Genomic DNA, 14468 nt, shown 5'->3' on the forward strand with positions numbered 1-14468 from the left:
TTCACTGCGATGCCGCCTTTTTTTCCTGGTCATTGCCATCCATACCTCCGCGCATACCAGCCCTTGACCGTTTGCGTCAGAGAGGCATAGCCGGCCAGCATGGCTGCCAGCCATGGAAAGTAGGCCAGCGGAAGCGCCTGCAGCCGGAAGTAGTGCGCGAGCCGCCCCATCGGCAGCCAGATGCCGGCCGCGGCAATGGCGGCGCCCATGGCCAGCAGCGGCCAGGCCGCGCGGCTTTGCAGGAACGGGATCTTTCGCGTGCGGATCAGGTGCACGATCAGCGTCTGCGACAGCAGGCCTTCGACGAACCAGCCCGACTGGAACAACGTCTGGTTCGCCACCGTGTTGGCCGAGAACGCGAACCACATCACGGCGTAGGTCATGATGTCGAACACCGAGCTCAGCGGCCCGAAGAACACCATGAAGCGGCCCAGGTCGGTGGGGTTCCAGCTCTGCGGCTTGCGCAGGAACTCCGGGTCGACGTTGTCGAACGGAATCGCGATCTGCGACACGTCGTACAGCAGGTTCTGCACCAGAAGGTGCAGCGGCAGCATCGGCAGGAAGGGCAGGAACGCGCTCGCCACCAGCACCGAGAATACGTTGCCGAAGTTCGAGCTCGCGGTGAGCTTGATGTACTTCAGCATGTTGGCGAACGTGCGGCGGCCCTCGACCACGCCTTGCTCCAGCACCATCAGGCTCTTCTCCAGCAGGATGATGTCCGCCGACTCCTTGGCCACGTCCACCGCGCCATCCACCGAGATGCCGATGTCGGCGGCGCGCAGTGCCGGCGCGTCGTTGATGCCGTCGCCCATGAAGCCGACCACCCGCCCGTTGGCATGCAGGGCGCACACGATGCGCTCCTTGTGCGCGGGCGTGAGCTTGGCGAACACCTGGTGCCGCTCGGCCAGCGCGCGCAGTTCTTCATCGCGCAGATCCTCGATCTCGCGGCCCAGCACGATGTGGCCGGCTTCGATGCCCACGTCGCCGCAGACCTTGCGCGTGACCAGTTCGTTGTCGCCCGTCAGCACCTTCACCGTCACGCCGTGTTCGGCCAGCGCGCGCAGCGCGGGAGCAGTGGATTCCTTCGGCGGATCGAGAAACGCCACGTACCCCAGCAGCGTGAGCCCTGATTCGTCGGCCACGCCGTAGGCGGGCTTGCGCGCTTCGGCCTTCAACGTTTGGCTGGCCACCGCCACCACGCGCAGCCCCTGCGCGTTCAGCTCCGACGCCACACGGTGGATGCGCGCGAGCAGCTCGGCATCGAGCGCCAGCACCTCGGCGCCGCGCTCGACGGAAATGCACACCGACAGGACTTCTTCCAGCGCACCCTTGCAGATCAGCAGGTGCTCGCTGCCGCCGTTCTCCACCACCACCGACATGCGGCGGCGAGAAAAGTCGAAGGGCACTTCGTCGATCTTGCGCCAGGCCGTCTGCAGCTGCGTCCCGGGCTGCATCTCAGCGTGGTTCAGCACGGCCTTGTCCAGAAGATTCTTCAGGCCCGTCTGATGAAAGCTGTTCAGATAGGCGAGCTGCAGCACGTGGTCCGACACTTCGCCCCACGCGTTGGTGTGGCGCTCCAGCACGATGCGGTCCTGCGTCAGCGTGCCGGTCTTGTCGGTGCACAGCACGTCCATGGCGCCGAAGTTGTGAATGGCCTCGAGCCGCTTCACGATCACCTTGCGGCGCGACATCACCACCGCGCCCTTGGCGAGCGTGGCGGTCACGATCATCGGCAGCATTTCGGGTGTGAGGCCGACCGCGATCGACAGCGCGAACAGCGCCGCCTCCCACCAGTCGCCCTTGGCCACGCCGTTGATCACCAGCACCAGCGGCGCCATCACCAGCATGAAGCGGATCAGCACCCAGCTCACGCGGTTGATGCCGGCCTGGAACGCGCTGGTGCCACTGTCGGCGGCCGACACGCGCTGCGCGAGAGCACCGAAGAAGGTGCGGCCGCCGGTGTGCACGATCACCGCAGTGGCGGTGCCGCTGATCACGTTGGTGCCCATGAAGAGCAGGTTCTCGCGCTCCAGCACGCCGGCTTCAAGGTTGCCCCGGTCGATGGAAAACTTCTCCACGGGCATGGCCTCGCCCGTCAGGGCGGACTGGCTGATGAACAGGTCCTTGGCACCCAGCAGGCGGCAGTCGGCCGGGATCATGTCGCCGGCCGAGAGCGCGATCACGTCGCCCGGCACCAGGTCGCGCATCGGTACTTCGACACGGCGCGCGCCCGCGGCTGCGTCGGCTTCGGGCCGCAGCACGGTGGCGGTGTTGCTCACCATCGCCTTGAGCCGCTCGGCCGCCTTGTTGGAGCGCGACTCCTGAAAAAAGCGCAGCACGGTCGACAGCGCCACCATGCTGCCGATCACGAGCGTGGCCTTCATGTCCTCGGTCACGTACGAGGTCAGCGCCAGCACCGTCAGCAACAGGTTGAACGGATTCCGGTAGCACTGCCACAGATGCGTCCACCACGGCAGTGGCTGCTCGTGGCGCACCTCGTTGCTGCCGAGGCGCCTGCGCAGCACGTGTGCCTGGGTTTCGCCAAGGCCCTGCGGCGAACTGTCGAGCCTTGCGAGCAGTTCGCCGGCATCGGTGCGCGATGCGCCGGCCAGTGCCTTGGCGATGTCGGCCGGCATGGCGGCCGAGGCCGCGCCCACCGGCTTCGAGCCCAGCAGCGTCTGCCAGCGCTCGAAGTGATGCAGCATGCGGCGGCTGCGCAGAAAGCTTTCGAAAAAGGACTTCAGGACGTTCTTCACTTTTTTTCCTTCGCGGCGCGGGCCGCGAAGGGAAGAACCTCCCGCGTCAATCAGGCGTGGGAGCCCCCCTGCGGCGCGGCGCGCTGCACTTCGTTGTCATCGATCGGTCGGAACATGGGTGGCGCGCAGGGGCGCCAATGAGAAGCGGGATCCATGAGGAGGCCTCCTTGTTTCTTGCTTGCCGGGCGCTGCGGTGCGGGGCGACGCGTCAGCGGTGTGTCGTGCGGGAGGGTTGCTCGAGCAGCAGGAAGAAGCTGCGGATGCGCCGCGTGGTCCAGAGCGCGGCCGCGCGGTCCAGCATTTCGTTCTCGACGTCCTGCTTCGTGGCCGTGGCGCGCGCGGGCACGTGCGCCGACGGGCGAACGGATTCCTGCACCGGCTGCTGCTGACGAGATTGGATTTGACGCATGGCAAGGCTCCTTCGCGATGAAGGGCCTCGTGCACGGACACACGCAAGCTGACTGAAAAAGTCAGTGACGCAGAACGACGGGATTCGGGAGGGGAGAACCGCTTGCCTGAATGGCGAACGGGTCACGCTGCGTGCACGGGCGGCCGCAGCGCAAAAGAGCCTGCGCTAGAGGGCCGGGGGTGTCACGCCTGCCGAGGCACGCGTCTTGTCACTGATCCAACTGGCACTGTCCACGCACGGGGCTCCGAAGTAAAGATATGGGATTGTTGCACCGCGTCATGAGGGTCGTCAACCCATTGGCTCGGCATTCCGCGGGGCTATGGCGTCGTGCCGAAGCCCGCGAAGCTCAGTTGCACTGGAACAGAACGCCGGATTCCGCGGGCGCCCTGCCGAGCCAGCGCGGCGTTGCGCCCTTGGCGCTGCAATAGTCGGCGGCCTGGGTGTACGTGGGGGCCCGCAAGGCGCCATCGCGGAACGGCACCACCTCGTTGGGGGGTGACGAGCAGCCGGTGGCAAGCAAGGCAAGCGGAAGAAGAGTGCGCCAGTTCATCGGGTCATTCTAAGACCGGCGTCTATTCGCAAAGCGCACGAATCGACGGCGGAATCGGCACCGCGCGGATGCCGCCGCCCTCCCGCTTTGCTCCGAAGATGCGCACCTCCTCGCATTCGAGAATCAGCTCGTCGCCGCGCGTGACGCGGTAGGTCTGCACGAAGCTCTTGTCGCGCCATTCGGCGATGCGCACCGCAATCTGCAGCGTGTCGCCGTAGCTCGCGGCCTTGACGAAGCGCGTGTGCGTGTCGACCAGCGGCGTGCCGATGACGCCCAGTGTCTCTGCCGTTTCTTCCCAGCGCGGCACGCCGCATTCCGCGAAGAAGTGGCGCGAGGCCGCGTCGATCCAACGGAAGAAGTTGGGGAACCAGACGATGCCGGCGGGATCGCAGTCGCCGAACTCGACGCGTGCGGTGTAGGTGATTTCCTTGCTGGTGCTCATCGGCTCATTTTCGTCGGCAACCACGGGCCAGGTGCGTGCTCAGTCCGCGACGATCTTGCGGTCGCGGATCAGCGCGCCGAAGCGCTGCGAATCCGCCGCGGCGCGCTGGTGGAACTCGGCCGGCGAGCCCGGCACCGCTTCGCCGCCGAGCGAAGCGATGCGCTCCTTCACGGCCGGCAGCGCAAGCGCGCGGTTGATCTGCGCATTCAGCTGCGCCACCACTTCGGGCGGCGTGCCCGCGGGCGCGTAGAAGCCGAACACGGTGTCGGCATCGAAGCCGCGCAAACCCGCTTCGTCGAGCGTGGGCACGTCCGGGAACTGGGGCGAGCGACGCGGACTCCCCACCGCCAGCAGCCGGAGCTTGCCGGCGCGCACCTGCTGCAGGCCGATGCCGGGATCGAAGGCGTAGTCGATCTGGCCCGCCAGAAGGTCTTGCAGCGCGGGCGCGGCGCCGCGGTAAGGTACGTGCAGCGCGAAGACGCCAGCCTGGCTCTTGAACATTTCGCCCGCCAGGTGCGGCGAGCTCCCATTGCCCGGCGAGCCGTACGAGAGCTTGCCCGGATTGGCCTTGAGGTAGGCGATGAACTCGCGCACGTTGGCGGGCGGCAGCGAGGGCTTGGTGACCAGGAACACCAGCACGCGCGCGGCCGCCGCCACGGGCACCAGATCCTTCGAAGGATCGAAGCTCATGCGCGCATACAGGTGCGGATTCACCGACACCATGCCGCCCGAACTCATCAGCAGCGTGTAGCCGTCGGCCGGCGCGCGCGCGGCCGCCTCGCCGCCGACGTTGCCGTTGGCGCCCGCGCGGTTTTCGATCACCACCGGCTGCTTGAGCGCCTCCTGCAGCGGCTGCGAGACTGCGCGCGCGATTTGGTCCGCGGCGCCGCCGGGCGGAAAGTTGACGATCACCTTGATCGGCTTGGAGGGCCAGGTGTCGGCATGGGTCTGTGCGTGCGTGCAGGCCAGCAGCGCGCAGGCGGCGGAGAGCAAAAGGCGGCGTCGCCAGGGAAGGGCGTGGTGGGGCATGGGGTCGTGTCTCCTGCGTTGTTATGAAATCGGGATCAGGTGAGGGTGGTGGCGGACGGCGGCCGCTTCATCCAGCGGATAGGCTGAGCCTGCACCGGCCGCGGCGCGGCGCCGTGGCGCACCAGTGCGGCGTCGAGCGCCTTGCCGCCTTCGTCGGCCAGGGCCGCCTCGCGCGCCGCGGCAATGGCTTCGGCGCGCGTTGGCGCCGGCAAGGCCGCGCGGCCGGCGAGTTCGTCGATCACGTGCAGCAGGTTGTGCTTGCCGCGCTCGTTGGTGCTGCCGTAGCCCTTGATGAGCCGGCCGCACAGCGCCAGCTCGCGGCCCAGCGCCCAGGCGTCGCGCGTGCCGGCCTCCACGGCTGCGAGCCAGCGTTCGATCAACGCCTGCTCCTCGGCAAAACGCTGGCCGCGGCGGCGCAGCCACTTGAGCGAAGAAAGGAGCCGCAGCGATGCCATGCCGAACACCGAGTGGCTGCCCACCTTGAGCGGCAGCGCCCAGGGCTCGCGGCCGCGCGCCTGGCGCCGCCGGTCCCAGGCCTGCACGCGTCGTGCGAGGCCCGGCGGCAGCAGCGCGGCGAACTCGGCCGTGCCGGGCTTGAAGTGGTCGTAGACCTTCACGAGGTCTTCATCGGCCGCACGCACTTCCTGCCGCACGCGTTGCGCACGGCTGGCGCGGCCCTTGAGCGCGGCCACGCGAACGATGTCGTCGAAGGCCATCCACAGCGCGAGCCAGCGCGCGGTTTCGCGGGTGACGGAGAAGCCTCGTGCGCCTGCGGGATCGGCGGCGCGCTCGGCATCCAGCACCTTGGCCAGCCGCGCGGCGTAGAGCTCGGCGTAAGCGGCGTCCTGGTAGTCGAGCACGCGCGCATGGCCGAGCGCGAGCATGTCGTGCACGGCGGGCGGAAAGCGCCGCGCCAGCTCATAGGGCAGGGCGCGCGGCGGTGGCGGCGCATCGCTGGTGTCGCCGGCCATCACGCTGCTCACGAAGGCGGCCTGTGCGCGCGGCGCGCTCACCGCGTCGAAGGCGGCGGCAAAGCCGCGCAGGCTGGCGGCCGCCATCTTGCCGAGCTTCTGGGGCGCGCCGGTGTCGCCGCCGCGCACCACGTGTTCGTAGGCCGCGCGCGGGAACGGAAACAGGCCGCTGCCCGCAATGGCGCCGAGCATCGCCGCGCTGACCACCGTGCCGGCCTCGCGTGCCACGGCATTCATGTCGAACACATGGCGTTCGCGGCTGAAGGCCTTGACCACGTCGAGCAGTTGCTGCGCATCGGCGCGGCCGTCGCCGGGCTGCATGCGCTCGGCCGTGGTGAAGATGCGCGCCGACGAGCTGATGACCAGCGTGCGCAGCGGCGCGCTCATGCCGTTGCCAATCTGTCGCGCGGTCTCGAGCAGCTCCGACGACACGATCGCGTCGAGTGCGCCCGGCACCGGGCTCAGGCTGAACACCGGGCGCCTGCCGCCGAGCTGGGCGAGCGGCACCGGAAACACCTCGATGTAGTAGGTGGTGGCGCCGGTGCGCTGCGCTACGCCCGGAATCGAGGTGCTCTGCGCGGCGTAGCCGGCATGGCGGGCGATGTCGACCAGCCATTCGGTGAGTACCCCGCCGCCTTCGCCGCCCAGGGCGCAGACGAGGAGGGTGATGGGTCGGTTGCGTTCCATATCTTCGCCCTTCATGCGGGTTGCAGGGCGCGCACGAATGCGCCGCGCAGCGAATGCAGCAGGCGCTCGTGCCACTTCGGGTTCTGCACCACCTCGGCGCGATAGAAGCTCGGGCACAGCGTGGCCGCGTGCGCGTTCTCGCCGCACAGGCCGCAGCCCACGCAGCCGTCGATCACGGTGGCCACTGGGTCGACCTTGAGCGGATCCGGGTTGTCCTTGAGCGTGAGCGTGGGGCAGCCCGAGAGGCGGATGCAGGCGTGGTCGCCGTTGCACACGTCTTCGTCCACGCCGTATTTCACGCGCACCACGCGCTCGCCTTTTTTCAAGAGGCTTGCAATCCACGGCTTGATGCGGCGCTGGCGCTCGAGCTGGCATTCACCTTCGGCAATCACTACCTTGAGGCCGTTGAAGTCGCTGGTGAGCGCCTCGGTCAGCGTCTTGCGCATGCGCTCCACGTCGTAGGTGGTCACGGTGCGCATCCACTTCACGCCCAGGCCGGTGAGCGTGGCTTCGATGGTCTGGTTCTTGTCGACCAGGCTCTGCTGCTTGTCGACCGCGCGTTCCTTCGTTTCGTCGTCGGGCGTGGAGATGATGTCCTGCGTGCCGGTGGCCGAGGTGTAGCCGTTCTTGAAGATCAGCAGCACCGCGTCGTCGTCGTTGAAGAGCGCACTCTGCACGCCTGTGAGCAGGCCGTTGTGCCAGAAGCCACCGTCGCCCATGATCGACAGCGTGCGGCGGTTCATCATCGGCGCCACGCCCGCGCGGCTCGCCAGGCTCATTCCGTAGCCCAGGATCGAATGTCCCATCGAGAAAGGCTCGAAGGTGCCGAAGGCATGGCAGCCGATGTCGGCCGCGATGTGCACCGGCCCGGTCTCCTGCTGCGCGAGCTTCAGGGCCGAGAACACCGGGCGTTCGGGGCAGCCGATGCAGAAGCTCGGCGGCCGGTTGGGCAAGGGCGTCGAGAGCTGGCGTGCCACTGCCTCGCGGCGTTCGCGGTTGCCGGCCAGCCAGGCCTCGGCGGACGACAAGGCTTCGCCGGCTTCGATGTACTTTGCGGCGAACCTGCCGATGCCGCCCGAGAGCACCTCGACGCCGTATTCTCCGGCCGAAGGCAGCATGTCCTTGCCGTGCAGCGGCGTCTGGATGTCGCGCCGGCGCAGCAGGGTGGCAATGTCCTGCTCGATGTATTCGGGCTGGCCTTCTTCCACCACCATCACCGCGCGCTTGCCCACGCAGAAGTCGGCCACCTGCTCGGGCACCAGCGGGTAGGTCACGTTGAGCACCAGGATCGGAATGTCCGTCTCGCCGAACGCATCGGCCAGGCCCTGCTGCTGCAGGCTGCGGACAAGCGCGTTGTAGAGCCCGCCCTGCACCACGATGCCGAGGTCGGCATGCCGGCCGCCCGGGATCAGTTCGTTGAGGCCTTGTTCGACGATGTAGCGCCGTGCGGCCGGAATGCGCTCGTCGCCCTTGAGCTTTTCATGGCGGAAGGTCACGGGCGGATGCGCGAGCCGCATGTAGTCGAAGCCCGCGGGCTCGCTCATCAGCGCGCGGGTCGACACGGCAGGCGCGATGTTGTCTTTGCACTCGAAGCTGCCGCGCACGTGGCAGGTGCGGATGCGCAGCTCCATGAGGCAGGGCATGTTCGAGGCCTCCGAGAGCTGGAAACCGTGTTCGACCATGCGCACCATCACCCCCAGGTCGGGCCGCGGATCGAGCAGGCACATGCTCGACTTGAGCGCATACGCATGCGTTCGCTCCTGGATCACACTGGCACCTTCGCCGTAGTCCTCGCCCACCACCACCAGCACGCCGCCGGTCACGCCCGGCGACGACAGGTTGGAGAGCGCATCGGCCGCCACGTTGGTGCCGACGATCGATTTCCACGTCACGGCGCCGCGCAGCGGATAGTGGATTGACGCGCCGAGCATCGCCGCAGCCGAGGCCTCGTTGGAGCAGGCCTCCACATGCACGCCGAGTTCGTCCATGTAGGCCTTGCCCTGCACCATCACGTCGAGCAGGTGAGACACCGGCGCGCCCTGGTAGCCGCCCACGTAGGCCACGCCCGACTGCAGCAGGCCCTTGGTGATGGCGAGGATGCCCTCGCCGTGAAAGGTGTCGCCGGCGCCGAGGCGCAGCAACTCGACTTCCTTGCTGAATGAAACTTCCATCGTGTCTCTTTTGTTCTGGGGGTTGCGCAGTGTGGTCGCCGCAACGCCATACATCAATAAAATAAGCAAGCTATGCGACATGAATGCCATGCATATTGAAAAGCTGGATCTCAACCTGCTGCGGCTCTTCGATGCGGTCTTCAGGGCTCGCAGCGTGAGCCGTGCGGCCGAGGCTCTGGGTCTCACGCAGCCGGCGGCCAGCCACGGACTCACGCGGCTGCGCCTGCTGCTGGGCGATGCGCTCTTCACGCGCACCCCCGGGGGCGTGGCGCCCACGCCGCGGGCCGAGCGGCTGGCGGTGCCGGTGCAGGCGGCGCTGGCGATGCTGCAGCAGGCGCTCGCGGAACCCGAGCGCTTCGACCCGGCCACGTCGCGCAAGCTGTTCCGCATCCACATGAGCGACATCGGCGAGGGCCGGTTCCTGCCAGCGCTGATGGCGCGGCTGCGCGAGCTGGCACCGGGCGTGCGGATCGAGACGATGCCGCTGGACACCGGCGACGTTGCCGCGGCGCTCGACAGCGGCCGGGTCGACTTCGCCTTCGGTTTCCTGCCCCAGGTGAAGGACACGCAGCGCGCCCAGCTGCTGAAAGACCGCTACATCGTGCTGCTGCGCAAGGGCCATCCCTTCGCGAAGCGGCGGCGCAGCGGGCAGGCGCTGCTCGAGGCGCTGCCCGAGCTCGACTACGTGGCGGTGCGCACGCATGCCGACACGCTGCGCATCCTGCAGCTGCTGAATCTGGAAGACCGCCTGCGCCTCACTACCGAGCACTTCATGGTGCTGCCGGCCATCGTGCGCGCCACCGATCTAGCCGTGGTGATGCCGCGCAACATCGCGCGCGGCTTCGCGGAAGAGGGCGGTTATGCCATCGTCGAGCCGCCCTTTCCGCTGCGCGACTTCACGGTGTCGCTGCACTGGAGCAAGCGCTTCGAGGCCGATCCGGCGAATCGATGGCTGCGCCAGGTGATCACGGCACTGTTCTCGGAGCGTTCGTGAAGGCGGACCCCCGTTCATGCAGCGGTCAGGCTCGGATGCCACCATCGCCGCCCATGAAGAAACGCATTCCCTCCTTTCTGCGCCACGTAGGTCCCGGTGTCGTCACCGGTGCGGCGGACGACGACCCGTCGGGCATTGCCACCTACACGCAGGCGGGGGCGCAGTTCGGCACCGGCCTGCTCTGGACCGTGTTTCTTTCCCTGCCCTTCATGGTGGCGATCCAGCTGGTGTCGGCGCGCATCGGCCGGGTCACGGGCAAGGGGGTGGCCGCCAACATGCGCGAGCACATGCCGCGCGGCTTCCTGGCTGTGCTGGTGGCGCTGCTCGTGGCGGCCAACACCATCAACATCGCGGCCGACATTTCCGCCATGGGCGAGGCCATGCAACTGGTGGCAGGCGGCGGAGCGCACTTTTATTCACTGGTCTTCGGCGTGGTCACGGTGCTGCTGCAGGTGTTTGTGCCCTACCGCAAACTGGCCCACATCCTCAAGTGGCTGACGCTCACGCTGTTCGCCTATGTGGCGGCGGTGTTCTCGGTGCAGGTGGAATGGGCGCGGGTGCTGCACGACCTGGTCGTGCCTCGGCTGCAGTGGAGCGGGGACTACTGGATGATGATCGTCGCGCTGCTCGGCACCACGATCTCGCCCTACCTGTTCTTTTGGCAGGCCTCGCAGGAAGTCGAGGAACTGCGGCTGAAGGGCGGACAGCGCGGCACCGAGAGCGACGTGCGGCGCGACCTGCGGCGCGTGCGGCTCGATACCTGGATCGGCATGACCTTCTCCAACCTGATCGCCTTCTTCGTGATGGTGGTCGGGGCGTCGGTACTGTTTGCGGCAGGCGTGCATGACGTGACCTCGGCGGCTCAGGCGGCCGAGGCGCTGCGGCCGCTGGCCGGCGACTTCGCCTTCTGGTTGTTTGCCGGAGGGATCATTGCCACCGGCCTGCTGGCCGTTCCCGTGCTGGCGTCTTCAGCCGCCTATGCGGTGGCCGAGGCCTTCGGGTGGGAGGAGGGGCTCGAGCGGCATTGGCGCGAGGCCAAGGAGTTCTACGGAATCATCGCAGTCGCCACCCTCGTCGGCACCGCGCTCGACTTCACGCCCATCGACCCGATGAAGGCGCTCTACTGGAGCGCCGTCATCAATGGCGTGGTCGCGGTACCGATCATGGCGGCCATGATGGTGCTGGTGACGCGCGAGAAGGTGATGGGCGTGTTCACTTCGGGACGGCGCACGCGCTGGCTCGGCTGGGGCGGCACGGCGTTGATGGGGTTTGCGGCGCTGATGATGGGGTGGGATCTGGTGCGCTGAGACGGTGGGCATCGGCTAGCGGCTCAAACCGTGGCAGCCGCCCAACACCCGAATGCGCCGGCGGTAAACCTAAGCATTCATCGCAAAAACTGAGGGTGTGACATAAGCCGCGTCCTCGGCATGAATCTGTGCGCGCCACAGTTTGTTGACGTTTATTTCTGCCCCTCGATCCCAGAATCTCCCTTGCTGTCACATGGGCGATCAGGGAACGAGATGAACAAGAATTTTTTCAGGGTGATCTGGAGCGCGGCGCGCGCGATGCGGCTCGCCGTTCCTGAGGCGGCGACCAGCGTCGGCAAGGCTACTGCACCGCCAAAGTCACGAGCGGCTTCAGCCTCATCTCCAATTTTTAACCCAGGAAGGACCAGAAAAATGAACAAGAACATCATCGCCCATGCAGTGGCATTGCTCGCGCTTGGCGCGCTGAGCGCCTGTGGAGGGGGAGGAGGCAGCGGTGGTGGCGGTGGTATCGCGCTGCCGCTGGTCGCCGGGGCCACGGACCAGACGCCCGCCCCGGCGCCGACTCCGGCCCCCGCGCCATCTCCCGCACCCGCACCCGCACCCGCTCCGTCTCCGGCGCCTGCACCATCGTCCCGGGCGCCGGTGGCCGGTAGCGAAGCCGGGCCCTCGCTCGCTTCGCCTCAAGCGGGATCGACCGCCGCGGTGGGTGGCAACGAAGGCATCTACGAATCGATGTTCGGCTACACCTACGTCGGCGCCGACGGTTCCATCGCGCGCAAGTTCACTGTCGGCTCGCTCTTCGGGTCGATCGCGGTCACGGGCCTGAACTGGGTCTTCAATCCCGGCACCGAGTTCCTGTTCGTGACGGCGTCCCCGACCACCGGCTCGGGCACCTTTACGCCTAAGACGTCGATGGACGGCACCTACGCAAATGGGGGTGGATCGCCAGCCCCGTTCGGGCCCGTCAGCTACAGCACCGCGAACGCATTGGCCGTCTCGCAGGCCAGCGTGGCCGGCACCTGGACGGCCAGCGACACCCTGGGCATAGGGATCTCCCTCACGGTTGATTCTTCCGGCGCCTTCACCGGCACCACCTCCGGCGTCCAGATCGGCTCGTGTACCCTGTCCGGAACCGTCGCCCTGTCGGAACCCGGGACCGCCAAGAACATGTATGGCCTCACCCTGAATGCAGTCAACGCAGCGGCCAGTCCCAGCGCCAGCGACGCCTGCAAGCTGGAGACCACCGGGAGCTACACCGGGCCGAGCGCCATCGTTTTCTTGCCGGCCGGCATCTACACCAGCAACGGCTACTTCCGCTATCTCTCCTTCCTGGCCCGTACCAGCACCGGGGCCACGCTGACGGACGCCTTGCGGCTGCAGCCTTGATGGGCTAACGGAGCCCGAGCCTCCAGGCAGAACGCTCGGCGTTCGATCTGGCGGCGCCTGCATGGCGCGCAAAGCGCGCGCCTGATCGGCGACGCCAAGGCAAGCATCCCATCCAAGCAGAAACGGCGCAGGCCCACCCCGTGCGCTCGACGACCAGGAAGAATCTCATGTTCACAAAGACAATCGCAACGCTGATCGCAGCGGCTGCGCTGACTGCCTGTGTGGGGCCAACACCGTACCGGGCCGCAGGTGCCGAGGGCAACAACTTCGGTTATGCCAGCAGCAAGCTCTCCGACCAGCTCTACCGCGTGCGCTTCACGGGGTCGACCCGCACGCCATTGCGCTGGGTCGATGCGTTCGTGCTCTACCGCAGCGCCCAAGTCGCGAAAGAGGCTGGAGCCCCCGCGTTCAAGATCGTCGAGGGCACCATTGACGCCACAGTGCTCACGGGCGACGACGTCTTTGGGCAAGGGAGTCCGCTCGTCGACGTGGAGGTGAGCCAGATGAGCCGAGGGCCGCAGATCGATGGCGACCGCGCCGCCAGTGCCCATGCGCCCTACCTGCAGCGAATGGCAGGCACCATGCCGGTCTTCCGGGCGCCACCTCGCACGCCAATGGTCAAGGGCCAGGCCCCTACGTTCATCTACATACCTTCCGGCGGAGCGGGACCTGCGCTGCCAGGGCGGTCGTTACTGGTTGAGCTGCGGTCCGATCTCCAGAACATGGACGCGCAGACGTTCGCCACCGACGACGTACTCGCTCGCCTGGGGCCACGGATCAAAAGTGCAGCCCAGTCAACGGACGCGCCGCTCCCTGCTTCGACCATCTGATCTACAGACGCCCGGCCATGCGCGACCCGCATGTCGCGTCCAACTCTCAAAAGGAAAAATCCATGAGTCCCCGCAAACACGTCTTCGTCATTGCCGCCTTGGCCACCGCAGCGCTTACCGCCTGTGGATCTCGCGGCCCCAGGGTTGCCGAAGCCGAACCGCCGGAGCCCACGGCCAATGCCCGCAATGCGGTGATCCTGCCCGCCATCAGCTACGGCAAGACCACCAAGGGCGTGCAACTGACCAAGGCCGACGACGCGTGCGACGTTCCCGCATCGCTGAACCAGGCCATCCAGGATCAATTGCTGGCGCCGTACGAGTTCGCAGTGCCGTCGCCGTCGGCCAACGTGACTGGCGCACCGACCCTGCGCATCGAGATCACGGACATCCTGGCCAATGCCGGCGGGCTCTACGGCGGCCCCAAGATCGTTCAGCTGCACGGCGTGCTGGACCGCCCCGGCGCCGCGCCAGCCCAGTTCACGGCGCAGCGCCAGATGTTCATGTACTTCGGCATTCCACGCAGCACCTGCAGCATGGTGGGCGTGGTGACCTATGCGCTGGGCGGTGACATCGCCAAGTGGCTGCAAAAGCCAGTGGACGCGGCGAAGCTCGGAGAACTGTGAAGGAGGTCGCGAGCTTCTTACCCAGTTCGAGGCTTGCTTCGACCGAGTTTCGTGTACTGCATTAGGAAGATCTCCTTCGTCATTCTTCTGGGCATTCACTGGCGCATGTTTGCGAACGTGCGCGACGGCAAGACATTCCTCGGCACCGTCCAGCACGGTATGGTGGTCATCGGCGCGCTTGCAAGCATTTGCAAGCGGGTAATCACGGTAAAGAAGCGGCGCGTTGCGGTGCGTGCGACAACCGGTGCAGCACAGGTCATGGCCCGGGACTTGCTCTCGCTCTTCAGGGTTTCTCCCTAGGTCGCATACCCGCGCCGACATACGCAATATGGTTCACGCGGTATGTGGGCCG

13 protein-coding genes are annotated in these 14468 nt (G+C 67.1%); 6 read left to right on the forward strand and 7 right to left on the reverse strand.

The genetic code is table 11. The features are described 5' to 3' along the window. Positions 1–29: 29 nt before the first annotated feature. The 7 genes from mgtA to ACAM55_RS05855 form a co-directional block, all read right to left on the reverse strand. The gene (mgtA, locus tag ACAM55_RS05825) at positions 30–2756 is read right to left on the reverse strand and encodes a magnesium-translocating P-type ATPase (protein WP_369655099.1); all 2727 of its coding nucleotides are present in this window, start codon (positions 2754–2756) and stop codon (positions 30–32) included. Positions 2757–2964: 208 nt separating this feature from the next. Further along, entirely contained in the window at positions 2965–3165 is a 201-nt protein-coding gene (locus ACAM55_RS05830) for a hypothetical protein (RefSeq protein WP_369655100.1), read from the reverse strand. A 346-nt stretch (positions 3166–3511) separates the two neighbouring features. Next, positions 3512–3715, reverse strand: coding sequence for a hypothetical protein (locus ACAM55_RS05835; RefSeq protein WP_369655101.1), 204 nt, complete (start codon positions 3713–3715; stop codon positions 3512–3514). 22 nt (positions 3716–3737) lie between these two features. After that, entirely contained in the window at positions 3738–4157 is a 420-nt protein-coding gene (locus ACAM55_RS05840; RefSeq protein WP_369655102.1) for an acyl-CoA thioesterase, read from the reverse strand. 39 nt (positions 4158–4196) lie between these two features. Then, entirely contained in the window at positions 4197–5186 is a 990-nt protein-coding gene (locus ACAM55_RS05845; RefSeq protein WP_369655103.1) for a Bug family tripartite tricarboxylate transporter substrate binding protein, read from the reverse strand. Between the two features lie 35 nt (positions 5187–5221). Then, positions 5222–6844 (reverse strand): indolepyruvate oxidoreductase subunit beta family protein, encoded by a 1623-nt coding sequence (locus tag ACAM55_RS05850; protein WP_369655104.1) that lies wholly within the window; start codon positions 6842–6844, stop codon positions 5222–5224. 11 nt (positions 6845–6855) lie between these two features. After that, entirely contained in the window at positions 6856–9015 is a 2160-nt protein-coding gene (locus ACAM55_RS05855; protein WP_369655105.1) for a thiamine pyrophosphate-dependent enzyme, read from the reverse strand. Positions 9016–9094: 79 nt separating this feature from the next. On the opposite strand from ACAM55_RS05855, the gene ACAM55_RS05860 reads away from it, so the two are divergent. The 6 genes from ACAM55_RS05860 (at position 9095) to ACAM55_RS05885 (ending at position 14416) form a co-directional block, all read left to right on the forward strand. Then, positions 9095–10009, forward strand: coding sequence for a LysR family transcriptional regulator (locus ACAM55_RS05860; RefSeq protein WP_369655106.1), 915 nt, complete (start codon positions 9095–9097; stop codon positions 10007–10009). Between the two features lie 53 nt (positions 10010–10062). Further along, complete coding sequence (locus tag ACAM55_RS05865) at positions 10063–11316, forward strand: NRAMP family divalent metal transporter (RefSeq protein WP_307639805.1); 1254 nt, start codon at positions 10063–10065, stop codon at positions 11314–11316. A gap of 372 nt (positions 11317–11688) precedes the next feature. After that, positions 11689–12663 (forward strand): hypothetical protein, encoded by a 975-nt coding sequence (locus ACAM55_RS05870; protein WP_369656490.1) that lies wholly within the window; start codon positions 11689–11691, stop codon positions 12661–12663. Positions 12664–12830: 167 nt separating this feature from the next. Continuing rightward, complete coding sequence (locus ACAM55_RS05875) at positions 12831–13493, forward strand: hypothetical protein (protein WP_369655107.1); 663 nt, start codon at positions 12831–12833, stop codon at positions 13491–13493. A 62-nt stretch (positions 13494–13555) separates the two neighbouring features. Further along, positions 13556–14116, forward strand: a complete 561-nt coding sequence (locus tag ACAM55_RS05880) for a hypothetical protein (protein ID WP_369655108.1) — start codon at positions 13556–13558, stop codon at positions 14114–14116. A 105-nt stretch (positions 14117–14221) separates the two neighbouring features. Beyond that, on the forward strand, positions 14222–14416 hold the full coding sequence (locus ACAM55_RS05885) for a hypothetical protein (protein WP_369655109.1): 195 nt from the start codon (positions 14222–14224) through the stop codon (positions 14414–14416). Positions 14417–14468: the final 52 nt, after the last annotated feature.

It is taken from the genome of Variovorax sp. V213, assembly GCF_041154455.1.
Lineage (GTDB): Bacteria > Pseudomonadota > Gammaproteobacteria > Burkholderiales > Burkholderiaceae_C > Variovorax.

Excerpts from the sequence above, each read along its gene's own strand:
- ACAM55_RS05830 (WP_369655100.1), bottom strand. The coding sequence starts at position 3,165 with ATGCGTCAAATCCAATCTCGTCAGCAGCAGCCGGTGCAGGAATCCGTT.
- ACAM55_RS05835 (WP_369655101.1), bottom strand. The coding sequence starts at position 3,715 with ATGAACTGGCGCACTCTTCTTCCGCTTGCCTTGCTTGCCACCGGCTGC.
- ACAM55_RS05840 (WP_369655102.1), bottom strand. The coding sequence starts at position 4,157 with ATGAGCACCAGCAAGGAAATCACCTACACCGCACGCGTCGAGTTCGGC.
- ACAM55_RS05845 (WP_369655103.1), bottom strand. The coding sequence starts at position 5,186 with ATGCCCCACCACGCCCTTCCCTGGCGACGCCGCCTTTTGCTCTCCGCC.
- ACAM55_RS05850 (WP_369655104.1), bottom strand. The coding sequence starts at position 6,844 with ATGGAACGCAACCGACCCATCACCCTCCTCGTCTGCGCCCTGGGCGGC.
- ACAM55_RS05855 (WP_369655105.1), bottom strand. The coding sequence starts at position 9,015 with ATGGAAGTTTCATTCAGCAAGGAAGTCGAGTTGCTGCGCCTCGGCGCC.
- ACAM55_RS05860 (WP_369655106.1), top strand. The coding sequence starts at position 9,095 with ATGAATGCCATGCATATTGAAAAGCTGGATCTCAACCTGCTGCGGCTC.
- ACAM55_RS05865 (WP_307639805.1), top strand. The coding sequence starts at position 10,063 with ATGAAGAAACGCATTCCCTCCTTTCTGCGCCACGTAGGTCCCGGTGTC.
- ACAM55_RS05870 (WP_369656490.1), top strand. The coding sequence starts at position 11,689 with ATGAACAAGAACATCATCGCCCATGCAGTGGCATTGCTCGCGCTTGGC.
- ACAM55_RS05875 (WP_369655107.1), top strand. The coding sequence starts at position 12,831 with ATGTTCACAAAGACAATCGCAACGCTGATCGCAGCGGCTGCGCTGACT.
- ACAM55_RS05880 (WP_369655108.1), top strand. The coding sequence starts at position 13,556 with ATGAGTCCCCGCAAACACGTCTTCGTCATTGCCGCCTTGGCCACCGCA.
- ACAM55_RS05885 (WP_369655109.1), top strand. The coding sequence starts at position 14,222 with ATGTTTGCGAACGTGCGCGACGGCAAGACATTCCTCGGCACCGTCCAG.